The organism is Janthinobacterium sp. GW823-FHT01H08 (genome assembly GCF_058797855.1).
Genome location: NZ_CM179504.1, coordinates 5,075,146 through 5,099,269 on the forward strand (window position 1 = coordinate 5,075,146; position 24,124 = coordinate 5,099,269).

General features: G+C 67.9%; 15 protein-coding genes. 11 read left to right on the forward strand and 4 right to left on the reverse strand.

Features of this window, described 5'->3' with window-relative positions:
• The 6 genes from AC3RCG_RS22790 to AC3RCG_RS22815 all read left to right on the forward strand — a co-directional run bounded on the left by AC3RCG_RS22790 (position 1) and on the right by AC3RCG_RS22815 (position 13,762).
• A complete protein-coding gene (locus AC3RCG_RS22790) occupies positions 1–5,973 on the forward strand; it encodes an Ig-like domain-containing protein (protein ID WP_492401934.1) in 5,973 nt (1,990 codons plus the stop codon).
• Positions 5,970–7,337 carry an efflux RND transporter periplasmic adaptor subunit gene (locus tag AC3RCG_RS22795; protein WP_070289116.1) on the forward strand — a complete coding sequence of 456 codons (1,368 nt, stop codon included), beginning with the start codon at positions 5,970–5,972 and terminating at the stop codon, positions 7,335–7,337. The genes AC3RCG_RS22790 and AC3RCG_RS22795 overlap by 4 nt, the downstream gene beginning before the upstream one ends.
• Before the next feature lie 11 nt (positions 7,338–7,348).
• Positions 7,349–9,442 carry a site-2 protease family protein gene (locus tag AC3RCG_RS22800; RefSeq protein ID WP_492401933.1) on the forward strand — a complete coding sequence of 698 codons (2,094 nt, stop codon included), beginning with the start codon at positions 7,349–7,351 and terminating at the stop codon, positions 9,440–9,442.
• A 99-nt stretch (positions 9,443–9,541) separates the two neighbouring features.
• Entirely contained in the window at positions 9,542–10,663 is a 1,122-nt protein-coding gene (gene moaA, locus AC3RCG_RS22805) for a GTP 3',8-cyclase MoaA (RefSeq protein ID WP_492401932.1), read from the forward strand.
• A 62-nt stretch (positions 10,664–10,725) separates the two neighbouring features.
• A complete protein-coding gene (moeA, locus tag AC3RCG_RS22810; protein ID WP_492401931.1) occupies positions 10,726–12,573 on the forward strand; it encodes a molybdopterin molybdotransferase MoeA in 1,848 nt (615 codons plus the stop codon).
• Between the two features lie 322 nt (positions 12,574–12,895).
• Positions 12,896–13,762 carry an MHFG family PEP-CTERM protein gene (locus AC3RCG_RS22815; RefSeq protein WP_492401930.1) on the forward strand — a complete coding sequence of 289 codons (867 nt, stop codon included), beginning with the start codon at positions 12,896–12,898 and terminating at the stop codon, positions 13,760–13,762.
• A 9-nt stretch (positions 13,763–13,771) separates the two neighbouring features.
• Here the strand turns inward: AC3RCG_RS22815 and AC3RCG_RS22820 are convergent, their stop codons facing one another.
• On the reverse strand, positions 13,772–15,148 hold the full coding sequence (locus tag AC3RCG_RS22820; protein ID WP_492401929.1) for a DNA recombination protein RmuC: 1,377 nt from the start codon (positions 15,146–15,148) through the stop codon (positions 13,772–13,774).
• Between the two features lie 4 nt (positions 15,149–15,152).
• On the reverse strand, positions 15,153–15,548 hold the full coding sequence (locus tag AC3RCG_RS22825) for a group II truncated hemoglobin (protein ID WP_070224562.1): 396 nt from the start codon (positions 15,546–15,548) through the stop codon (positions 15,153–15,155).
• A 132-nt stretch (positions 15,549–15,680) separates the two neighbouring features.
• Here AC3RCG_RS22825 and AC3RCG_RS22830 point away from each other — a divergent pair, with 132 nt between their 5' ends.
• From AC3RCG_RS22830 to AC3RCG_RS22840, 3 genes are read left to right on the forward strand one after another with little or no spacing between them, the layout of a single operon-like run.
• A complete protein-coding gene (locus AC3RCG_RS22830; RefSeq protein ID WP_492401928.1) occupies positions 15,681–16,949 on the forward strand; it encodes an MFS transporter in 1,269 nt (422 codons plus the stop codon).
• Positions 16,950–16,961: 12 nt separating this feature from the next.
• A complete protein-coding gene (locus AC3RCG_RS22835) occupies positions 16,962–17,309 on the forward strand; it encodes a GIY-YIG nuclease family protein (protein ID WP_492401926.1) in 348 nt (115 codons plus the stop codon).
• 56 nt (positions 17,310–17,365) lie between these two features.
• On the forward strand, positions 17,366–17,833 hold the full coding sequence (locus AC3RCG_RS22840) for a MarR family winged helix-turn-helix transcriptional regulator (protein ID WP_492401925.1): 468 nt from the start codon (positions 17,366–17,368) through the stop codon (positions 17,831–17,833).
• A 6-nt stretch (positions 17,834–17,839) separates the two neighbouring features.
• Here the strand turns inward: AC3RCG_RS22840 and cqsA are convergent, their stop codons facing one another.
• On the reverse strand, positions 17,840–19,084 hold the full coding sequence (gene cqsA, locus AC3RCG_RS22845) for an alpha-hydroxyketone-type quorum-sensing autoinducer synthase (RefSeq protein ID WP_492401924.1): 1,245 nt from the start codon (positions 19,082–19,084) through the stop codon (positions 17,840–17,842).
• 132 nt (positions 19,085–19,216) lie between these two features.
• Between cqsA and AC3RCG_RS22850 the strand changes: the two genes are divergently transcribed.
• Both AC3RCG_RS22850 and AC3RCG_RS22855 read left to right on the forward strand, forming a co-directional pair.
• Entirely contained in the window at positions 19,217–20,566 is a 1,350-nt protein-coding gene (locus AC3RCG_RS22850; protein WP_492401923.1) for a sensor histidine kinase, read from the forward strand.
• A 3-nt stretch (positions 20,567–20,569) separates the two neighbouring features.
• Complete coding sequence (locus AC3RCG_RS22855; RefSeq protein ID WP_070289106.1) at positions 20,570–21,577, forward strand: response regulator; 1,008 nt, start codon at positions 20,570–20,572, stop codon at positions 21,575–21,577.
• Here the strand turns inward: AC3RCG_RS22855 and AC3RCG_RS22860 are convergent.
• Positions 21,574–24,105 (reverse strand): ABC transporter permease, encoded by a 2,532-nt coding sequence (locus tag AC3RCG_RS22860; RefSeq protein WP_492401921.1) that lies wholly within the window; start codon positions 24,103–24,105, stop codon positions 21,574–21,576. The genes AC3RCG_RS22855 and AC3RCG_RS22860 overlap by 4 nt on opposite strands.
• Between the last annotated feature and the right edge of the window lie 19 nt (positions 24,106–24,124).

A 24,124-nucleotide genomic window follows, 5' to 3' on the forward strand; every position in this document is an offset into this window, starting at 1 on the left:
ATGAACCATTCCCTCTTCCCTGCCGCGGCAACGACTTCCGTACGCCGTCCGCTGCGCCGCGCCTCGCAACTGCTGCCGCTGGAGCAGCGCTTCATGTTCGACGGCGCCGTGGCCGACGCCGCCCACGCGGCGCAGGCGCACGAAAGCGCACCGCTGCCGCTACCGCCGGCCGTGACGGTGCGCGCGGCCGAGCCGGCCAAGGACCAGGGCAAGAAGGAAGTGGTGCTGATCGACACCTCGGTGGACAACTACAAGAGCCTGGAGGCGGGCGTGCGCGCCGGCGTCGGCATCGTCGAATTCGACGGCAGCCGAGACGGCCTGGCGCAGATCGCGCAATGGGCGGCCAGCCAGAGCGGAATCGACGCGATCCACATCCTGTCGCATGGATCCGAAGGCACCATCAATCTCGGCACCGCGCGCCTGACCGATGCCTCCCTGTCGTCGGTTGCCGTCCGATCGGAACTGGCGCAGCTGGGCCAGGCCCTGAGCGCCGACGGCGACTTGCTGCTGTATGGCTGCGATGTCGCCGCCGGCGGCCATAACCCGCTGATCGCCGACCTGGCGCGCATCACGGGCGCCGATGTCGCGGCGTCGCGGGACGCCACCGGCGCGGCAGCCATCGGCGGCAACTGGACGCTCGAAGCGCATGCCGGCAAGATCGACGCCAAAGCGCTGGACATCGCCGACTACCAGGGCCTGCTCACACAGGTCAGCTTCTCCGGCAGCGACGCCGACTACAGCTCGACCACCGTGGTCAAACAGGTTAACGGCCAAAACGTCACGTTTTACGGCGGCGCCAGCGCCGGCGGCCTGGGCATTGACGGCACCTACGGCACCGACGGGCTGTATGCCTACCAGGGGCCCACCAATGAAGTCAGGCTGACGGTCACCATCGCTTCCGGCTACACCTTCGACATCAGCTCGTTCGATGTCGGCGTCCTGACCGGCTCGCTGACGATCAACTTAACGTATGGCAACAACACCACAGACACGCTCACAGTGAACTCGCTGGCCAACGGCTGGCAGACCCTGCTCAATTCCGGCCTGAGCAAACCGATCAACGACGTCAAGCAGGTGGTGTTCAGTTCCGGCGATTTCGGTCTGTTCCAGAATTTCGACATCACCGACGTCAAGGCTATTTCGCACCCGCCCACGGTCACGGTCAGCAGCGCCAGCCTGTCGGACGACACCGGCACCAGCGGCAGCGACTTCATCACCAAGACCGCCGCGCAAATCATCAGCGGCACGCTGTCGACCACGCTGAGCACGGGCGAAAAGGTCCAGGTGTCATATGACAACGGCAGCAGCTGGAGCGACGCCACCACCTACACGATCGGCTCCAGCAGCTGGAGCACCGTCACCACGCTGGCCGGCAGCAGCACCTTCCAGGCCCGCGTCACCAACGCCGACGGCTCCAGCACCGCCTACACGCACAGCTACACGCTCGACACCACGGCGCCGACCACGTCCTTCACCGGCATCTCCTTGTCGGCCGACACCGGCGTCAACAGCACCGACTTCATCACCAAGACAGCCAGCCAGACCATCACCGCCACGCTCAGCGGCGCGCCGGCCGGCACCGACGTGGTCTGGGGTTCGGTCAACGGCGGCGCCAGCTGGACCGACGTCACCAGCAAGGTTGCCGGCACCACGCTGACCTGGAACGGCGCCACTCTGGGCGCAGGCAGCAACGCCATCATGTTCAAGGTGACCGACGCGGCGGGCAACGACAGTTCGCTGAGCTTCCAGAACTACACGCTCGACACCACCGCACCCACCACCAGCGTGGCCACGGTCAGCTTTTCGGCCGATACCGGCACGTCGCCGACCGACTTCATCACCAAAACGGCGGCGCAGACCATCAGCGGCACCCTGTCGGCCAACCTGGCCAGCGGCGAGAGCGTGCTCGTCTCGCTCGACAACGGCACCACCTGGGCCGCCGCCAGCGCCACCGTGGGCCAGAACACCTGGTGGCTGGCCCGCACGCTCAGCGCCAGCAGCACGCTGAAGGTCAAGGTCAGCGACACGGCCGGCAACGACGGCGCCGTGCTGTCGCAAGCCTATACCTTCGATACCGGTTCGCCGACCATCACCTTCAGCGGCCTGGCGCTGTCGGCCGACACGGGCGCCAGCGCCAGCGACTTCATCACCAAGACGGCGGCGCAGACCATCGGCGCCACCCTGAGCACCACCTTGGCCGCCGGCGACATCGTCTACGGCTCGCTGGACAACGGCGGCAGCTGGACCGACATCACCAGCAAGGTCAGCGGCACGAGCCTGAGCTGGACCGGCGTCACCTTGGCCGGCAGCGACACGCTGCAGCTGAAGGTCGTCGACGCCGCCGGCAACACCGGCAGCGTCAAGACCCAGGCCTACATGTTCGATACCAGCACGCCGGCCACGCCCGGCACACCGGTGCTGGCCACGGCCAGCGACACCGGCGTGCAGAACAACGACAGCATCACCAGCGACACCACGCCGACGCTGAGCGGCACGGCCGAGAACGGCAGCACCGTCACCGTGTTCGACGGCGCCACGCTGCTGGGCACCGTCACCGCCGGCGCCGGCGGCTGGACGCTGACCACCGGCGCGCTGGCCCAAGGCTCCCACACCATCACGGTCGTGTCCACCGACACCGCCGGCAACGCCTCGGCCGCCTCGGCCGCGCTGACGATCGCGGTCGACACCACCGCCCCGGCCGTCGCCACTGTGGCGGTGCCGGCCAACGGCACCTACTACAGCGGCGGCGCGCTGGACTTCACGGTCAACTTCGACGAGGCCGTCCTTGTCGACACCACCGGCGGCACGCCGCGCATCGCCCTCGTGGTCGGCGCCACTACCCGCTACGCCGACTACGTGTCCGGCTCCGGCACCAGCGCGCTGCTGTTCCGCTACACCGTGCCCAGCGGCGACATCGACACCAACGGCATCACGGTCGGCGCACTGTCGACCCACGGCGGCACGCTGCGCGACACGGCCGGCAACGACGCCGTGGTCACGCTCAACAGCGTCGGCAGCACGGCCGGCGTCAATGTCGACGGCAGCAACCCCAGCGTCACCGGCGTCGGCGCCAGCACCGCCGACGGCGCCTACGGCGCCGGCCAGACCATCACCATCACGGTCGACTTCTCCACCGCGGTCAACGTCGACACCACGGGCGGCACGCCGACCCTGGCGCTCGACGGCGGCGGCCAGGCCACCTATGCCGGCGGCTCGGGCACCAGCACGCTGACGTTCAGCTACACGGTCGGCGCCGGCCAGAACAGCGCCGATCTCGACTACAGCTCGAGCGCCGCGCTGGTGCTCAACGGCGCCACCATCGTCGATGCCGGCGGCGCCAACCAGCCGGCCGACGTCACGCTGGCCACGCCGGGCACGGCCGGCTCGCTGGGCGCCAACAAGGACCTCGTCATCGACTCCGCCGCGCCGACCAACACCGTGGCCAACGCCACCTTCTCGGCCGACACCGGCACTTCCGGCACCGACTTCATCACCAGGACCGCGGCCCAGACCATCAGCGGCACGCTGGCGGCCAACCTGGCGGCCGGCGAGAACGTCTACGTCTCGCTCGACAACGGCGGCAGCTGGAACCTGGCCACGGCCAGCACCGGCACCAACACCTGGTCGCTGGCCGGCCAGACGCTGTCGGGCAGCGGTACCCTGAAAGTGCGCGTCACCGACGCCGCCGGCAACAACGGCACCGCCTACGCGCAAGCCTATGTGCTCGACACCATGGCGCCGACCACCAGCTTCAGCGGCATCGCGCTGTCGGCCGACACCGGCGCCAGCAACACCGACCTGATCACCAACACCGCGGCGCAGACCATCAGCGCCACCCTCAGCGGCGCGCCGGCCGCCGGCGACATCGTCTACGGCTCGCTCGACAACGGCGCCACCTGGACCGACATCACCAGCAAGGTGTCCGGCACCACGCTGACCTGGACCGGCGTCACCCTGGCCGCCAGCGACACCTTGAAGCTGCGCGTCACCGACGCGGCCGGCAACAATGGCGCTGCCACCAGCACGGCCTACGTGCTCGACACAAGCGCCCCCGCCACCAGCGTGGCTGGCATCGCTTTTTCCGCCGACAGCGGCGCCTCGTCCACCGATTTCATCACCAACGTGGCGGCGCAAACCGTCAGCGGCACCCTGTCGGCCAACCTGGCCAGCGGCGAGCGCGTGCTCGTCTCGCTCGACAACGGCGCCACCTGGGCCACCGCCGCCGCCACCGTCGGCCAGAACACCTGGTCGCTGGCCGGCCAGACCCTGACCTCCAGCAACACCCTGCTGGTCAAGGTGGCCGATACGGCCGGCAATGACGGCGTCGCGGCGAGCCAGGCGTATATCTATGACACGGCAGCCGGCGTGCCCACCGTGGCCACCTTGGCGACGATGAGCACCGCGCCCGTGCTGAGCGGCTCGGCGACGCTGTCGGCGGGCGAAACCATGACCGTCTCCGTCGGCGGCGCCACCTATGCCGTCGTTCCCGCGGCGGGCGCCTGGAGCCTGGACCTGGCCACCGCCGTACCGCTCAGCGGCACACTCACGCTGGCCCTGAACCAGCGCTACGAGGTGGTGGCGAGCGTCACCGACCTGGCCGGCAACGTCGCCAGCGACAGCAGCAATGGCGAACTCACCATCGGCACGCTCCTGACCCCGCCCACGACCGGCGTCACCGGCACCACGCTGTCGGCCGACACGGGCGCCAGCGACAGCGACTTCATCACCAACGTGGCCGCGCAAACGATCAGCGGCACGCTGTCCGCGCCGCTGGCCGCCGGCCAGCGCGTCGAAGTCTCGCTCGACGGCGGCGCCAGCTGGCGCAGCGCGGCGGCTACCGGCGGCGCGACGGCGTGGTCGATCAATGTCACGCTGGGCGGCAGCGGCACCCTCATGGCGCGCGTCAGCAACGACGCCGGCAACGGTCCCGCCTTCGCGCAAGCGTATGTGCTCGACACCGTCGCCCCCGTCGCCACGGCCACCTCGGCCACGCTATCGGGCGAGAATGTGCTTGGCGGCAACCTCTCGGCGCCGCTGGCGGCCGGCGAATCGGTACTCGTCTCGCGCGATGGCGGCGCCAGCTGGCAGGCGGCTGGCGTGGCCGGCAACAGCTGGTCGCTGGCCGGCGTCGCCGCCGGCCAGGTGCAAGTGGTGGTGCGCGATACGGCCGGCAACAACGGCGCCATCCTGGCGGCGCAAGTGAGCGTACCGGTGACGCCGCCCGTCGTGGTGCCGCCCGTGGTGGCGCCGCCCGTGCGCGTGCTGCCGGAAGCCCCCGCGCCGGCGGACAAGGTTGCCGAAAAGGCCCCCGCCAGCGCTGCCGCCGGAGCCCTTCCCGGCGTGCTGGCGCCGGACACGCTGGCGCTGTTCAGCCCGAGCAGCGGCGCCAACGGCGGCCGAGCGGCCGACGTTGCCAGGAACCCGCTGGCCCCCGTCAGCATCGCCGCCCTGACCAACCCCGCCATGCTGCTGACGGCCTTCACGCCGACCGGCTTGCCGGAACTGCCGTCGCGCAGCGATGCGCTGCTCTCGCAGGTGCCGATCGGCGACAAGGCGTTCGGCAGCGGCGAACGTATCGCGGTGCAACTGGCGCCCGACACCTTCGTGCAGTCCGGCGGCGGCACGCCGTTCCAGCTCAGCGCGCAGCAGACCGACGGCAGGCCCCTGCCTGCCTGGATCAGGTTCGACAGCCGCGCGGCGCGCTTCGAGGGAACGGCGCCGCCGGGCTTCGAAGGCACGCTGCACTTCACGGTCACGGCGCGCGACGCCCAGGGACGCGTCGCCGTGCAGACCTTCAAGATCGTCATCACCAGGGATGGCCAGGTCATCAAGACCTCGGCGCGCGACGCCGGCCCGGCCGACCCCGTGGGACGTCCCGGCCTGAGCGCGCAGCTGGGCGCCGTGCACGGCGCGGGCGCCGAGCGCCTGGCGGCGTTGTCGCGTAGCGCGGCGGCGGCGAAAGCGCATGCATGAACGACGCGGTGGCATTTGATCCCCTGCTGACCTTGCTCGAACTGGCCCAGCGCGCACGCGCCGCGGCCAGCGCCAATGAACTGGCCTTCCTGCTGGTGAACGACAGCCGCGCGCTGGCGCCGTACCGCCAGGCGGCGCTGTGGTTCGACGCCGGCGGCGTGCACACCCTGTCCGGCGTGGTGGAAGTGGAAGCCAACGCCCCGTATGCCCAGTGGCTCGGGCAGCTGTGCCGGGCGCTGGCAGAGCGCCATGCGGACGCCGCGCCGCTGGCCGTCGAGGCCGCGCAACTGCCGCCCGCCATCGCCGCCGCCTGGGACGAATGGCTGCCCGTGGCCGTCACCTGGGTGCCGCTGCGCGCCACGGGCCGCGCCGGCGGGCAGGCGGGCCTGCTGCTGGCCGGCGACGCGCCGCTGCAGCCAGGGCAGCTGGCCCTGCTCACCGAATGGGCCGATATCTGGCAGCATGCGTGGCGCGCCAGGCAAGGTCCCGCGCGCTGGTCGCCGGCGGCGCTGCCGGCGCGGCTGCGGCTGTGGTGGCAGGGCGATGGACAAGGCCAGCGCTGGCGCCGCCGGCTGGGCGCCGCGCTGGCAGTGCTGGCGGTGCTGCTGTTTCCCGTGCGCCTGACGGTACTGGCGCCGGGCGAGCTGGTGGCGGCCAATCCGGCCACCATCCGCGCACCCCTCGATGGCGTGATCGCCGAATTTTCCGTGCGCCCGAATCAGGTCGTGCGCGCCGGCCAGCCCCTGTTCTCGTTCGACCAGGCGCCCATCGGCAGCCGCCTCGACGTCGCGCGCGAAGGGCTGGCCACGGCGCAGGCCGAGTACCGGCAGACGGCGCAGATGATACTCAACGACCCGCGCGCCAAGACGCAGCTGGCCGCGCTGCTGGGCAAGATCGCCGAGAAGCAGGCGCAGGCAGCGTTCCTGGAGGGCCAGGCGCAGCGCTCGCGCGTGCTGGCCCCGCATGCCGGCATCGCCCTGTTCGACGACCCGTCGGAATGGATAGGCCGGCCCGTGCAGACGGGCGAACGCATCATGCAGGTGGCGGCCGCCGACGACGTGGAGATCGAAGCGTGGGTGCCGATCGGCGACGCCATTCCGCTGGCCGAGCGGGCCCCGCTCAAGCTGTACCTGGCCGCCGCGCCGCTGACGCCGCTCGAAGCGTATGTGCGCTACATGAGCCACCGCGCCACCGCGCGCCCCGACGGCAGCTATGCCTACCGCGTGCGCGCCAGGCTGGACGGCGCCACCGGCCAGCGCATCGGCCTGAAGGGCACGGCCAAGCTGGGCGGCGAACGGGTGCCGCTGCTCTACTGGATACTGCGACGGCCGCTGGCCAGCATCCGCCAGTTCATCGCCCTGTAGAACGGAACCGCATGCACGCCTTACCCTTGCTGCGCCAGGAGCTGTCCATCCATGCCGGCCCACGCCTGCCCGACGGCCAGCCCAGCTGGACCTTGCACGACCCCGTGCGCAACCTGTTCTTCCAGCTCGACTGGCCCAGCTTCGAGATGCTGCGCCGCTGGGAGAACAACGACGCCCAGGCCCTCATCGACGACATCAACCAAAGCACCACCCTGCAACTCGATGGCGGCGCCATCGAGCGCCTGCTCGACTTCCTGCGCGAGCAGCAGCTGCTGCAGCCGCGCCAGGGCGCCGCGGCGGCGATGGCGGCCACGCGCCAGCGCGGCAGCTGGCAGCAATGGCTGCTGCATAACTACCTGTTTTTCCGCATCCCGCTGGTGCGCCCTGACCGCTGGCTGGACTGGCTCGCGCCGCGCCTCGGGTGGCTGTTTTCGCCCGCCTTCCGCTGGCTGACGCTGGCCGCCGGCCTGCTGGGAGTGGCCGGCGCCTACCGCGACTGGGAACGCTTTTCCGCCACCCTGCTCGACACGCTGAGCTGGCATGGTGCCCTGCTGTACGGCGCCGCCATCACCTTCGCCAAAGTCTGCCATGAGATGGGCCACGCGCTGACGGCCAAGCGCTACGGCTGCCGCGTGCCGACCATGGGCCTGGCCTTCCTGGTGATGTGGCCCGTGGCGTACACGGACACCAACGAAGTGTGGAAGCTGGCGCGCCGCGAGCAGCGCCTGGCCGTGGCGGGCGCCGGCATCATGACGGAACTGATGATCGCCGCCTGGGCCACGCTGGCCTGGACCTGGCTGCCCGATGGCGGCCCCAAGCAGGTCGCCTTCCTGCTTTCGACCACCACCTGGATCACCACCGTGGCCATCAATGCCAGTCCCTTCATGCGCTTTGACGGCTACTTCCTGCTGTCCGATTACCTGGGCCTGCCCAACCTGCACAGCCGCGCATTCGCGCTGGCCCGCTGGGACTTGCGCGAACGCCTGTTCGCGCTGAACGAGCCGGCGCCGGAATCGTTTCCGCCGCGCCGGCGCGCCGGCCTGATCCTGTTCGCCTGGGCCGTATGGCTCTACCGGCTGGTGCTGTTTCTGGGCATCGCCGCACTCGTGTACCACTTCTTCATCAAGGCCGTCGGCATCCTGCTGTTCCTCGTCGAGATCTGCTGGTTTGTCGCGCTGCCGCTGTGGCGCGAACTGCAGGTGTGGCGCTCGCGCCGCGACGCCCTGCGGCACAGCCGCCGCGCCTGGCGCAGCGCCGGCCTGGCCGCGCTGCTGCCGCTGCTGCTGATGCTGCCGTGGCCGGACCGGGTGCTGACCTCCGGCGTGCTGCAGCCGCAGGCGCGCCTGGCGCTGTACGCGCCCGCGCACGCGGCGCTCGAAGCGCTGCCGGTGGCCAATGGCCAGCGCGTCGCCGCCGGCCAGCCCCTACTGCGCCTGTCATCGCCCGAACTGGCGCTGCGCGAAGGCGAGACGGGCGCGCGCCAGGACTTGCTGGCATGGCAATCGGCGGCGGCGGGCCTGGACGCCGCCAGCCGCAAGGACTGGCAAGTGCTGAACGACCAGCTGGCCTACGCCAGCGCCGAGCATGCGACGGTGGGCGCGGACTTGCAGCGCTACCGGCCGCTGGCGCCGTTCGCGGGCGTGCTGGTCGACGTCGATCCCGACCTGCGGCCCGGCGAATGGCTCAAAGGGCAGGAATATCTGGGTTCGCTGGTGGGCGCCGGGCGCTGGCAGGTGGTGGCCTACGTCGACCAGGATGCCGTGCGGCGCATCGCGCGCGGCGACCGTGCCCTGTTCCTCGCCGACGGCCTGGCCGGCCCCGCCCTGCGCCTGACCGTGGCCAGCATCGACCGCGATGCCAGCCGCACCCTGAACGAGCCGGAACTGGCGGCGCTGTTCGGCGGCGACGTGCTGGTGCGCGAAAAGAACGGCGTGCTGTATCCCGAACAGGCCGTGTACCGGGTGCTGCTCCATGCGGACGCCGAACTGCCGGCCAGCAGCCCTGCCTGGCGCGGCAGGGTCGCCATCGCCGGGGAATGGGAAGCGCCGGCATGGCGTTTCCTGCGCGCGGCCGCGGGCGTGGCGCGCCGCGAAGCGGGTTTCTAGCCGGCCGCCGACGACCGCGCCCCGATCGTGGTATGGTTAGCGAATCAGGCGGCCCTTATGCGGCGCCGGAATTAGAAAAACAGCAAGATTATTAGGCTCATGTCAGAAAAAATCATCATGATGACGGAGCGGCGACGGGCCGCTCCGGCCATCCCGGCCGCCCTGGAAGCGCCAACAGGCCTGCTGAACGATCAACTGGGCCGGCCCCTGCACGACTTGCGCATCTCGATCACCGACCGCTGCAATTTCCGTTGCGTGTACTGCATGCCGAAGGACGTGTTCGACAAGAACCACGTGTATCTGCCGCACACGGATTTGCTGTCGTTCGAGGAAATCACGCGCATCGCGCGCCTGTTCGTCGCGCACGGCGTGGAAAAGATCCGCCTGACGGGCGGCGAGCCGCTGCTGCGCAAGAATATCGAAAAGCTCATCGCCATGCTGGCCGCACTGCGCACGCCGTCGGGCCAGCCGCTGGACCTGACCTTGACGACCAACGGTTCCTTGCTGGCCAGAAAGGCGCAAGCCCTGAAGGATGCGGGCCTGAACCGCGTCACCGTGTCGCTCGATTCGCTCGACGACGCCACCTTCAAGCGCATGAACGACGTCGATTTCGCCGTGGCCGACGTGCTGCACGGCATCGATGCCGCGCATGCGGCGGGCCTGGGACCGATCAAGATCAACATGGTCGTCAAGGCCGGCATGAACGAGCAGGAAATCGTGCCCATGGCGCGCCACTTCAAGGGCACGCCCTACATCTTGCGCTTCATCGAATACATGGACGTGGGCGCCTCGAACGGCTGGAACTTGCAGGAAGTCATCCCGTCGGCCGAGGTGGTGCGCCGTATCGGCGAACACATGCCCTTGCTGCCCATCGACCCGAACTACACGGGCGAGACGGCGGCGCGCTGGCGCTACGCCGATGGCGGCGGCGAAATCGGCCTCATTTCCAGCGTCACGCAAGCGTTCTGCGCCGACTGCAGCCGCGCCCGCCTCTCGACCGAAGGCAAGCTGTACACGTGTCTGTTCGCCAGCAGCGGCCACGACTTGCGCAGCCTGCTGCGCGGCGGCCACAGCGACGCGGAAATTTCCTCGGCCGTGGCGCAGCTGTGGCGCGGCCGCGCCGACCGCTATTCGCAATTGCGCACCAGCCAGACGGATCTGACGGGCGGCGCGCTTGAGCACGGTAAAAAGAAAGTGGAAATGTCGTACATCGGCGGCTGAATCGGGCGCGGCGCACGCCCGCCGCTGCTACCATGGCGCATGCACCCATTTTCCTACCTGACATGATCAACAAACACGATATTACCGGCCTGATCCTGGCCGGCGGCCTGGGCACGCGCATGGGCCAGCGCGACAAGGGCATGCTGCCCCTGCATGGCCAGCCCCTGGCGCGCCACGTGCTGCAGCGCCTGGCGCCGCAAGTGGGCCAGCTGGCCATCAGCGTCCACGCCGATGCCGGCGATTACGCGCGCTTCGGCCTGCCAGTCTGGCCGGACGTGCTGCCGGGCCAGCTGGGTCCGCTGGCAGGTTTACACAGCGGCATGCAGCACGCCGGCACGCCCTACCTGCTCACCGTGCCGTGCGATTCGCCCCTGCTGCCGCCCGACCTGGCCGCGCGCCTGGCCGCCGGCCTGGTCGAGAACGATGCCGACCTGGCCATCGCCGTCACCGAGGAAACCGATCCGGCGACGGGGTCGGCCGTGCGCCGGCCGCATCCCGTCTTTTGCCTGGTGAAAACATCGGCCCTGCCCCAGCTCGATGCCTACCTGCGCGGCGGCGAACGCCGCATGCGCACCTGGCACGGCCCCTTGAAGCTGGCCGAAGTGCTGTTCGAGGATGGCGCCGCGTTCGGCAACATCAATACGCCGGACCAGCTGGCCGCCTTGCAGACGCGGGGCTTGAGCGTGCCGATGGCGCAAGCCATCCTGGCCGGCAGCGTCACGCCCGTGGCCGGGATCGAGGAATTGCCGCTGCCGCAGGCGTTCGAGCGCATGCTGGCGGCCGACATCATCTCGCCCATCAGCGTGCCCGCGCACGACAATTCCGCCATGGATGGCTATGCGCTGCACGGTGCCGACCTGGGCGGCGACACGCCAGTGACTTTGGCCGTGGTCGACACCATCCTGGCGGGCCGTCCCGGCACGGTCAAAGTGGAGCGCGGCCAATGCGCGCGCATCATGACGGGCGCCGTCATGCCCGACGGCTGCGACAGCGTGGTGCCGCAGGAACTGGTGCTACAAGTCCATGAAACCAGCATCACGCTGGCGCCGGACTGCATCCGCCCCGGCGACAACCGCCGCTTCAAGGGCGAAGACTTGATGCAGGGCCAGCCGGCCTTGCTGCAAGGCAAGATACTCGGACCGGCCGAACTGGGCCTGCTGGCCTCGCTGGGCATCGCCACCGTCCCCGTGCGCCGCCGCCTGCGCGTGGCCTTCTTTTCCACGGGCGACGAATTGCGCTCGATCGGCGAGCCGCTCGATGCGGGCTGCATCTACGACAGCAACCGCTACACCCTGCTGGGCATGCTGACCCGCCTCGGCTGCGAGGTGCTCGACATGGGCATCGTCAAGGACAATCCGCAGGCGCTGGAAGCGGCCCTGCGCGGCGCCTGCGCCAAGGCCGACGTCATCATCACCTCGGGCGGCGTGTCCAGCGGCGCGGCCGATTTTACGCGCGAGATCCTGGCCCGCCTCGGCGACGTGGCTTTCTGGCAAATCAACATGCGCCCGGGCCGCCCCATGGCCTTTGGCCGGATTGCCAGCGAGGGCGACACGGCCTTGCTGCTGGGCCTGCCCGGCAACCCGGTGGCCGTGATGGCGGCGTTTTATTTCCTCGCCCGCCCCACCCTGCTGCGCCTGATGGGCGCCGACGCGGACACGGCCAGCCTGCCCCTGCTGCAGGTGGCGGCGCAGGCACCGATCCGCAAGAAACGGGGCCGCACGGAATACCAGCGCGGCATCGTCGAGCGCGGCGCGGACGGGCGCCAGCACGTGCGTGTGACGGGCGCGCAAGGCTCGGGCATCCTGCGCTCGATGACGCAAGCCAATTGCATGATCGTGCTGCATGAGGCGCAAGGCCACGTGGCGGCAGGCGACCTCGTCGATATTGTGCTGTTCCATGGCCTGATGTAAGCAACTGCCCCTCCCCCTCTCCTTGACGGCCCGCCCTGCGCGGGCCGTTTGCATTTCCCCTTCGCAATCAATTTGCTCCTGCGCGGCACACCTGCGCCCGCCGAGATAAAAATATTAATCATTTCTCGTCAAAATAAATCAATAAACACAACACTAATTGTAATAATTTTATTTATTAGTTGATATTGAAGTTTCTTCGGTGATAACATTCGAACTCACGCAAAAGTTCAATTTTGATATTGTTTTCACGAGGAAACTAACAATGAAACACGGCCCATGGTTGGCGAGTACCTGCATGCTGGGTGCGGCAGTCCTATTCGGCATGTTGTCTCTGGCTCCCCTGCCCGCGTATGCGAAAGGCGTGGCCCGCGCCGACGTGCTGGACAACTGCAACTGGAACCGTCCCGGCGTCGACCCGTTCATGGGTGACGTGGTGGCGGCCGTGGACCGCTATACGGATATCGCGCAGCCCGTGCGCGAACAATTGAAGGCGCGCATGCGCGCGCGCCAGTACGATGAGATCGTGGTGATCAGCCGCGACGCCATCCGCGGCAAGGGCAATTACAACGCGCGCATCAGCGACATGCATTTCGGCCCCGGCCGCGTCTGCCGCAACGTCACGCGTGCGGGCTGGAACGAGCAGATGCAGGAACGGGGACTCGTGTATTGCGTGCAGGGCCAGTGCATCCTGGTGCCGACGATTTGCCGCAACGTCAGCCGCATCACGCAGGCGCCCGCGTCGGCGCCGCCAGCCGCCGGCGCAGCTCCCGGTGGTGCCGCTCCCGGCGGTGCAGCACCCGTTGCCGCCGCGCCCGCAGCCCCGGAAACGGCAGGCGTGCCCCTGATCGACAATCCCGACGCCTTGCGCGGCGGCTCGTTCACGGGCGGCGCCATGCCGCCCGAGGTGGCCAGCATTCCTTTCCTGCCCTTCGATTATGTGCGTACCGCCGGTGGCATCACGCCGCCTGCCGGCATGGGCGGCGGCGGCGGCGGTGGTGGCGGAAGCGTGCCGCCGGACCGGGGCAGCAGCATCATCGTGCCGCCCACCGTGATCATCCCTAGCTTGCCACCGACGGTGCCGACCGTCTTGCCGGCCGTGCCGGAACCGCAAACCTGGGGCATGCTGCTGGCGGGACTGGCGCTGATCGGCTACAGCGCGCTGCGCCGCCGCACTGCGCGGGCAGCCTGAGGCGGCGCGCTACTCGCCGTCGCCGGCGCCGCCGTCCGCCTTACCCAGCAGCAAGGCGGCCGCCTCGCCCGGCAAGGCTTCCACGGATTTCAATTTGCGCGCCATCTGCCGGCTGCGCACTTCCGCGCTTTCGATATTCTTCGCCGCCTTTTCCAGGGTCAGCCGGGTTTGCGACAGCACGTCGCCGAACTTGCCGAACTCCGTCTTGACGGCGCCCAGCACTTGCCACACTTCGGACGAGCGCTTTTCCAGCGCCAGGGTGCGGAAACCCATCTGCAGACTGTTGAGCAAGGCCGTCAGGGTCGATGGCCCGGCAATGCTGACCCGGTGCACGCGCTGCAATTCGTCGGCCAGGCCCGGGCGGCGCAGCACTTCCGCATACAGTCCCTCGGTAGGCAGGAAGAGGATGGCGAAATCCGTCGTCAGCGGCGGCGCCAGGTATTTCTCGGCGATGGTTTTCGCTTCGCCCCGCACGGCCCGCTCCAGTTCGCGGCCGGCCAGGGCCACGGCGTCCGCATCGGCCCGCTCGGCCGCCTCGACCAGGCGCTCATACTGTTCCTTGGGAAATTTCGCGTCGATGGGCATCCACACGGGCGGCCCGCCGTCGACCATGCCCGGCAACTTCAGGGCGAATTCCACGCGCGCGCCGCTGCCCGGCAACGTTTCCACGTTCTTCGCGTACTGGTCGACAGTAAGTACCTGCTCCAGCAGCATTTCCAGCTGCACTTCGCCCCAGGTGCCGCGCGTCTTGACGTTGGTGAGCACCCGCTTCAAATCGCCCACGCCCAGCGCCAGCTGCTGCATTTCGCCGAGTCCCTGGTGGACTTTTTCCAGCCGCTCCGACACTTGCTGGAACGAGGCGGAAAGGCGCGTTTCCAGCGTCGCGTGCAGTTTCTCGTCGACCGTCTTGCGCATCTCTTCCAGCCGCGCGCCATTGTCGGCCTGCAAGTCGCGGATCTTGTTCTCCAAGGTGGCGCGCACTTCCAGCATGCGCTGCGCATTCGATTCCGTCAGCTGGGCCAGGGTCTGATTGGTGCTCTCGGCGAAGCGCGCCAGGCTTTGCGCCTGCTCTTCGCGTCCCACTTTCCCCTGCGCCTGCATCTGCGTGCGCAGGCTGTCGAGCTGCTGCAGGGTCGCCGCCTGGAATTGCGCCAGGCCGGCGGCCAGGTCTTGCCGCGTGGCTTGCGCCGATGCCTGCAATTGCAGCCGCACTTCGCGCTCGACCCGGTCGATGCGTTCCAGGCTTTGCTGCTGGTGCTGCTGCACCAGCGCCAGGGTGGTGGCGCCATCGCCGGCCGCGCCACGCGGGCGCAGCAGCAGCAAGAACAACAGGACGATGGCGGCGATGGCGGCGCCCAGCAGGCTGTAGAACTCGATTGGGCTCATGGGATCAGTCAGCTTTGTTGCGCATCCAGTCGGCCGTCTGATAGAACGATTCCATCAGGCGCACGCGCAAGGATTCTTCGATGCCCGTGTCTTCCATGGCCCAGGCCATGGCGCGCAGCCACTGGTCGCGCTCGCTGGTGCCGATGGCATACGGCAAGTGACGCGCGCGCAGGCGCGGGTGGCCGAATTTCTCGATATACAAATCCGGGCCGCCCATCCAGCCCGTCAGGAAGAAATACAGCTTGTCGCGCGAGCCGTCCGTCGAGGGCGGATGCATGACGCGGATGCCGGCGAACTCGGCTTCGAGTTCCATCAAGTCATAAAAACGGTCGACCATTTCACGCAGCACGGGGGCGCCGCCGATGGTCTCGTACAGGGTGGGGGCAGTGGTATCAGTCATGGCCGCCATGATAGCGCAAGCATCGGCGCTCCATGCAGCGCCAGCGCTCCCTGCCGCAATAAATGGCAATATACTTGACTACTCAAGCTTTTATCAACTACTATGCAATTTTAAAACAGGGACAAGACGAATATGCCAACCGCCACAGACACTGATTTGCTGCGCAATACCAACTTCCGCTGGCTGCTGGGCGGCGGACTCATCTCCATGCTGGGCGACCAGTTCAGCATGCTGGCCCTGCCCTGGCTGGTGCTGAGCCTGACGGGCGATAGCCTCAGCCTCGGTATCGCCGTGGCCCTGATGGGGGCGCCGCGCGCCGTGCTCATCTTGCTGGGTGGCACCATCGCCGACCGTTATTCGCCCCGGCGCGTGCTGCTGCTGAGCAAATATGCGAACGCCGCCATCCTGCTGGCACTGGCGGGACTGCTGTGGCTGGACCAGGCCAGCCTGGCGTTCGCGTATGCGGCCGCGCTGGCACTGGGCATCGCGTCCGCCTTCGGCATCCCGGCCGGCACGGCCATCCTGCCGCAAGCCGTGCCTGCACCGTCGTTGCAGAAAGCCAATGGTTTGCAGATGGGTGTGCGCCAGCTGTCCTTGCTGGCCGGTCCCCTGCTGGCGGCGCTCGTGCTGGGCGCCCGCGGTACCGGGCAGCACACCTCCCTGGCGGCGCTGGCCGCCGCCTTTGCCATCGATGCGCTGACGTTTGTGTTTTCCGCCTGGACCTTGCGCCAAGTCAAGCTGCGGCCGCTGCCCGCGGCTGCGGCGCCGCACGGCATGTGGCGCGACATGGCGGCGGGCCTGGCCATGGTGTGGCGCGACTTGCCCCTGCGCAGCTGTTATGCCTACTGGGCGCTGGTGGCCTTCTTCGTCATGGGGCCGCTGCAGGTGGCCCTGCCCGTGCTGGCCAGCGAACGCCTGCACGGTGCCTCGACGCTCGGTTTGCTGATGGGCGCACACTGCGCCGGCACCCTGGCCGGCATGCTGGCGTCCAGCCTGGGCGGCGCCTGGCTGCGCCGCCATTTCGGCGCCACCTTGCTGCTCGTCGACGCTGTCGTCGGCTGCCTGCTGATGGCGCTGGGACAGATCAGCACCGGCTGGCACGGCGCGGCCCTGCTGGCCGTCACGGGCATGCTGGGCGGCTATGTGCAGGTGGCCATCTTTACGTGGATACAGCGGCGGGTGGCGCCTGCCATGCTGGGCCGGGCGATGGCGCTGTTCATGGGCATCTTCCTGGGACTGGCGCCCCTGTCGGCGGCGGCCACGGGCGCGCTGCTGCGCCACCTGAGCGTGGGCGAGCTGTTCTGCGGCGGGGGCGCCCTGCTGCTGGCCGCCGCCGTGGCCGCCACCCTGCTGACCGACATTCCCCGCATCGCGGGCAGCACTTCCGTATCGTCACATTGAGAAAGTTCCACCATGGATAAAACACGACAAACGGCCCTGAAAGCGGCCTACCGGCAACAGCTGCCCGCGCTGGGCATCATCGCGCTGTGCCATTTGCCCAGCGGGCGCACCCTGCTCGAACGCAGCCGCAACGCGCCCGGCACGCTGAACCGCCACCGCTTCGAACTGAACCTGGGCAAGCACCGCAATGCGTGCCTGCAGGCGGACTGGCGGCACGACGGCGCGGCGGCTTTTCGCTTCGACATCATCGACACCGTCGATCAATCCGCCGATCCCGCCTTCGATACGGATGCCGAGCTGGACGCCCTGCTGGCCCTGCACCAGGCGCAGCTGCTGGAACAAGGGCAATCCCTGTATTGAGCGGCCATGCTTTACACTTGCGCACTCAAGCACTGCGCAGCCAATACAAGGAAAACATGACCGATCTCACTTCCCCGCCGCCGGACGGCGCCAGCGCACTGGACTTTTGCCTGCGCCTGGCACGCGCCCAGGCGCTCATCGTGCGCCGCTTCGACAGCATCCTGGGCAATCTGCATGGCCTCAGTTTCAGCGATTACCAATTGCTGTACCACCTGCAGCGGGCGCCTGGCGGGCGCCTGCGCCGCATCGACCTGGCCGAGCGCCTGGCGCTGACGGCGTCCGGCATCACGCGCTCGCTGATGCCGCTGGAAAAGATTGGCCTGGTGGCGCGCCAGGCCGACCAGCGCGATGCGCGCGTCGGCTATGCCGCCATCACCGAGGCGGGGCAGGCGCTGCTGGTCCACGCCGATGCGACGGCGCAGGCGCTGGCGCAGGAATTGCTGGGCAGCGCCAGCGCGGACCAGCTCGCGCCACTGTCCCTGCTGTTGGGCGCTATCGCCGGCAAGCAGCCCTCTAACGGCTGACGCGCGCTACACCAGCGCCAGCTTGCGCAGGCGCCGCGTCGACGGCCAGCGCGCCATGCCCGTCTCGTCGCGGATGGCGGCGCAGGCGGCCAGCACTCTTGCGCACTCATCCTCGCGCAAGCCCGCATTCAGGGTCAAACGCACCAGCGAACGGTTCTTCGGCGTGGCTGGCGCACAGAAGACGGCGCCATAGATGCCGTGCCGCTCCAGCGCCTTGCGCAGGATCAAGGTATCGGGTTCGCTGCCCGCTTCCAGCGCGATGATCTGCTCGGTGCCGTCGCTGACGTTGTAGCCGAGATCCATCAGCCCCTGGCGCAGCTGCACGCTGTGGCGGTGCAAGGCGGTGCGGCGGCCATCGGCGGCGCGGATGAAATCGAGCGCCGCATCGAACCACGCCAGCTCGTGTTCGAGCAGGCAGGAACTGAAGATGGCGGGCCGCGAGGCGGACAGGAAATATCCCTTGAAGCGGGCCGAACAGGTGATCAGCCCGGCCCGCCCCGCGAACGCCTTGGCCAGCGACGCCGTGCGGAAATGGACCCTGTCGGCCAGGCCCAGCTCCGCCACCAGCCCCGCGCCCTGCGGGCCGTGCGTGCCCAGCGAGTGCGATTCGTCGACGATCAGCATGCTGCCGCTGCGCTCGGCGATTTCCACCATGTCCCGCAGCGGCGCGACGCTGCCGTTGGTGCTATACAGCGCATCGACGATGATGATGCCGGGGCCATGCTTGTCGAGCTGGCGCTGCAGGTGGGCGCCATCGTTGTGCAGGAAGGCGACGGGCACGGCTTGCGCCGATTGCACGCCTTCCCACAGCGAAGCGTGCGCCTGCATGTCCAGGTACACGGGGATGCCGGGCCCGGCCAGGCTTTGCAGCAAGCCCACGTTGGCGGCCCAACCCGACTGCGCCAGCACGCACGCTTCGCTGCCGAGAAACTCCGCGAATTTTTGTTCGAGGAGGTGCTGGCGGCTGCCTTCCTGCAGGAATACGGACGACATCAGCATGGCGCCGCCGCCCTGCAAGACGCGCGCCTGGGCCGCCAGCAGCGCCGCCTCGCCGGCGATGTTCAGGTAATCATTGCCAGCGAGCATCACGGCACTGGCCGGCATGGCTTGCCATTCATGCAGGTGTTCGCCGCCAAGCAGCTTCTCGATGCGCTCGACATAGTGCTCATCCATGCGCGCACGCACGAAGGCGGGCATCAGTTGTTCGGCGTGGATGGCGCGGGACGACAGGGGGGAAAGGGCGTGTGACATAGGAACTCCTGATTGGTTGCGGTGGGAACTACCGCGTCCAACATGCGCGAGTCATCAGGCAAGTGTTTGATACAGCTCAACAGTTGTGCCGATATCCTGCTGATACAGAGGGAACCCGCCGATCATGTTGCATTGACACGCTTCAACGAACACGCCCCCTTGATCATGATGCACGCGCAGTCCCCTTCCGGAAAACGGTGGCAAGGCAAGCTGCTCCAGCCTTTCCTGCATTTCCACGATGCCATCGAACACACGCCCGTGCGGCGCGCCCAAGTGCGCACCCTGGCGCTCATCGGTGCGCTGGGCATGCCACTGTATTACGCACTGTGGCATTATTTCTTTCCGCAAGAATACGAATCGCCGCTGCTGCGCAGCGTGGCAGCGCTGCTGTTCCTGCCCGCGCTATGGCCTGGCCGTTTCAGCAATACCTGGTTCAGCGTCTACCTGTTCCTGGGGCTGACTTTCGAGCTGCCGTTTTTCTTCACGTACATGTTCCTGATGAACCACGCCTCTGCCATGTGGATGCATTCGCTGCTGGTGGCGCTGGTCGTGCTGTTTCACTTCGATACGCGCATCGCCATCCTCGCCTATCTGAGCGGTACCGTGCTGGCCTGCCTGGCGTTTGCCGTCGCCGGCGATCCCGCCTTTTTGCTCAGCCGCGACGTCTTGCAGCAATTGCCCGTGCACTGGTTCACGATTGTCGTGTTATCGGTGGTCAAGGTGGGGCGCCATGTGGGCGCGCAAGAGAAACTGGCCGGGCTGGCTGCCGGGCTGGGCAGCGTGGCGCACGAATTGCGCACGCCCCTCGTCAGCGTCGAGGCGAATGTGCGCGGGCTGCAGCGGGGGCTGCAAGGGGCGCAAGGCCAGCCATCCGATGCGGACAGCCTGGACGCGCTGGCGCGCATCCGCTTCGAAGTGCGCCATATGCACCACATGATCGATCTGTTCCTGCTCAGCGCCAGCGCCGTCAACCGCAAGCTCGAAGCGAACGAGACGGTCGCCATGCATGACAGCGTCACGTCCGTCCTGCGCCGCTATCCCTTTACCAGCACGGCGCAGCGCGACATCGTCAAGGTCGACGTGCGCGCCGACTTCAGCTTTTCCGGCCAGTCCGAACTGTGCGTGGTCATCCTGCTGAACTTGCTGCGCAATGCCTTGAAAGGCATCCAGCGCGCCGGCAAGGGCCGCGTGCGCATCATCATCGATGGCGCGCGGCCCGTGCCGCGCCTGCTGTTCATCGATACGGGCTGCGGCATCGCGGCCAGCCGATTGCCGCTGATCTTCGACCGTTTCTATTCCTATCCCGCGCACAACGGCAGCGGCGTCGGCCTGGCCCTGTGCCGGCAAATCATGCAAGCCTGGCATGCGCGCATCAGTTGCGTCGCGCGCGAAGGCGCCTACGCCATCTTCGTGCTGGAATTTCCCCAGCCCCTGCCCGTGCCCACGCACAACCGTTTTCCATCCATCCACCGCGCGAGGTGACGCATGCAACTGCCCGTCTACACCCATCCGACCCTGACCGTATTGATCGACGACAGCGATTCCTTCCTGAAAAGCCTGGCGTTCCAGCTCGATCCCAGCCTGGCGCGCAAGACTTTCCACGACACGAGCAGCGCGCTGCACTGGCTGCGCCAGAGTACGCAGCCGGGCGAGACGCCGCTGCACGTCAATTTCGACACGCAAAACCTGCCGCCCGACCAGTGCAACGTGGCGCTCGACATCGAACGCATCTGGCGCATCAGCGGCCAGGCGCAGCGCTTTGCCGTGCCTTCCGTGCTGGTGGTCGATTATTCGATGCCGCAGATGAATGGCCTGGAATTCTGCCAGGCCGTGCGCGACTTGCCGTGCAAGAAGATTCTATTTACGGGCGCGGCCGATGAAAAGGTGGCCGTGACGGCCTTCAACCGGGGCTTGATCGACCGCTACATCAAGAAGAGCGACGACGATGCGCTCGACATTCTGGAACAGGAAATCGTTGCCCTGCAGCGCGAATTCTTCCTGCAGCAATCGGAAACCGTGCGCGATCTGCTGATGCTGCACGACTACAGTTTCCTGCAAGATGAGGCGCTGGCCGCCGTCGTGCACGAGCTGTGCCAGCGCCACGGCTTCGTCGAGTTTTATATTTTCCCCAATCCCAGCGGCATCCTGTTCTTCACGCGCGACGGCCACGCCAAGCTGATGATCATCGAGACGGAACGCAGCCTACACACGCAGTATGAAATGGCGCGCGACAGCGACGCGCCCGATTCATTGCTGCAGGCCCTGCTGGAAATGCGCGTGATTCCCTACTTTTCCGACGCCAACAGCGACGGCATGTACGCGGCGCAGATAGGCGAGAACTGGTTTCGCTACTGCGCCGCGCCCACCATCTGCCTGGGCGGCGTGACGTATTTCTGGGCCCTGTTCGACGTGCCGGCGCACCAGCTGGGGCAGCCGGTGATGTCCTACGCGCAATTTCTGCGCGCAGGCGCGGGCGACGGCGTCATTGTTTAGCCTTCCCTTAAGGTCTGCAGCGGCGGATGTTTCAAGACATTGCGCAAACCCAGCCAGCCGCCGGCGATCGCGCACAGGGCGCCGGCCAGCAGGCCAAAGGCCCACACGCCCGGCGCGAAGCTCCAGGCGAACTTGAACTGGTACGTCGCCAGCGCCCAGCCCATGGCCGCCGCGCCCGATGCGGCCAGCAGGCCGGCCAGCGCGCCGACGAGGGAAAACTCGATCAGCTGCGCCTGCGCCAGCTGGCGCCGCGTGGCGCCCAGGGCGCGCAGCAGGCCCGCTTCGCGCGTGCGCTCGTCCTGCGAGCCCATCAGGGCCGCATACAGCACCAGCAAGCCCGAGGACAAAGTGAAGGCAAACAGGAATTCGACGGCCGTCACCACCTGGTCCAGCACGCCCTGGATTTGTTTCAGCACGCCGCCCACGTCGACCACCGTCAAATTCGGATAGTCGCGCAGCAGGGCGTTGCCCAGGTCCGCCTGCGCCGGCGGCAGGTGGAAGGCCGTGATCCACGTCTGCGGCGTGTCCGCCATGGCGGCCGGATTGATGATGACAAAGAAATTGACGCGCATCGAGCCCCATTCCAGCTTGCGCAAGCTGGTAATGGCCGCTTCGACGCTCTGGCCGGCGATGTCGAAGCGCAGCTTGTCGCCCAGCTTCAGCTTCAATGTCTTGGCGATGCCCTCTTCCACCGACGCTTCCGCCGGCGCGCCGGGCTTGTCGCTGAACCACTTGCCGGCCACCAGCTTGTTTTCTTCCTGCATCGTGGCCATCGTCGACAGATTGAATTCGCGGTCGGCCAGGCCCTTGGCGCGGTCATCCTCGTACGTGCTTTCCGTGATGGCGTTGCCGTTCACGGCCACCAGGCGCCCGCGTATCATCGGATACAACGGTGCGTTGGCCACGCCCGCCTGCGCCAGGCGCGCGGCGATCGGGTCTTTCTGCTCGGGCAAGATATTGATCATGAAGCGGTTCGGCGCATCGGGCGGCGTGGCGTTGCGCCAGGCCACCATCAGGTCGCCGCGCACCACCGTCAGCAGCAGCAAGGCCATCAGGCCCAGGGCCAGGGACACCACCTGGATGACGGTGGCGCCCGGGCGGCGCTGCAATGACGTGACGGCAAAGCGCCAGCCCTGGTGCTTGAAGGCGCCGCGCAGGGACTTCAGCGACTTGATGCCCAGCCAGCCGGCCAGGGCGAACAGGGCGAAGCCTCCCAGAAAACCGGCCGCCGTCAGCAGCGCGAGTTTCACGTCGCCCGCCTGCCACAACAGCAGCACGACGAAGGCGGCGATGCCGAGGCCGTAGGTGGCCAGGGCCAGCGCCTGCGGCGGCTCCTGCTCGCGGCGGATCACGCGGTTATGGGGCACATTGCGCAACTGCAAAATCGGCGGCAGGGCAAAGCCCAGCAACAGCAGCATGCCGGTGGCCACGCCCTGCAGCGCGGGCAGCATGGACACGGGCGGCAAGTCGCTCTGCACGAGCTTGCCCAACAGCTCCAGCAGCACCAGGTGGCCGCCGAAGCCCACCATCACGCCGATCACGCTGCCCACCAGGCCCACCAATAAAAATTCGATCACGTACATGGCCGTGACCTGGTTTTGCGTCAAGCCCAGGCAGCGCAGCATGGCGCAGGCGTCGAGGTGGCGCAGCATGAAGCGGCGCGCCGCCATGGCCACGGCGACGGCCGCCAGCATGGCCGACAGCAGGCCGACGAGCGACAGAAAACGGTCGGCGCGGTCCAGGGTCGATTGCATCTGCGGGCTGCCCGATTCCAGCGATTCGATGCGCACGCCTTTGATGGACTGCGCCTTGATCTGGCTTTCCAGCGAGGTTTGATATTGCGCAAGCTCGGCCGCCTTGGCGGGCGGCGCCGACAGCAGCAGCCTGTACGACACGCGCGAGCCGTTCTGCACCAGCGCCGTGGCGGCCAGGTCGCTCAAGGGCAGCATCACGCGGGGAGCGAAGTTGAGGAACGATGCGCCGCGGTCCGGTTCGCTGGCGATCAATTGCGTGACGGTAAAGGCCTTGTCGCCCAGGGTCAGGGTGTCGCCCAGCTTCGCGTTCAGACTGGACAGGATAGCCGCATCGACCCACACGGTGCCGGGCGCAGGCACCTGATCCGTGGGCCGCCCCACGGCATCCTGTGCTTCGCTCGGTTTGGTCGTGATTTTCAGCTTGCCCCGCTGCGGGTAGCCGGGCGAGACGGCCTTGATGGACGCCAGTTGCGACAGCGATCGCTCGCCCTCGCCCGCCTGCGCCATGCTGGGAAACGTCACCGTGTCGGCCAGGATAAAACCGCGCTTCTGCGCTTCGGCGCGCCAGGCCGCATTGACGGGCTGGTCGGCGCTGATGACGAGGTCGGCCCCCAGCAGCTGGTGCGCGTCGCGGTTCAGGCCCGCGCGCAGGCGGTCGACGAAGAAGCCGACGGCCGACAAGGCCGCCACGGCGACGATCAGCGCGACGAGCAGGAAACGCAGTTGCCCGGCGCGCCAGTCGCGGCCGGTCATTTTCAGGGAGAGGCGGAACATGGGCGGCGGGTCTTTATGC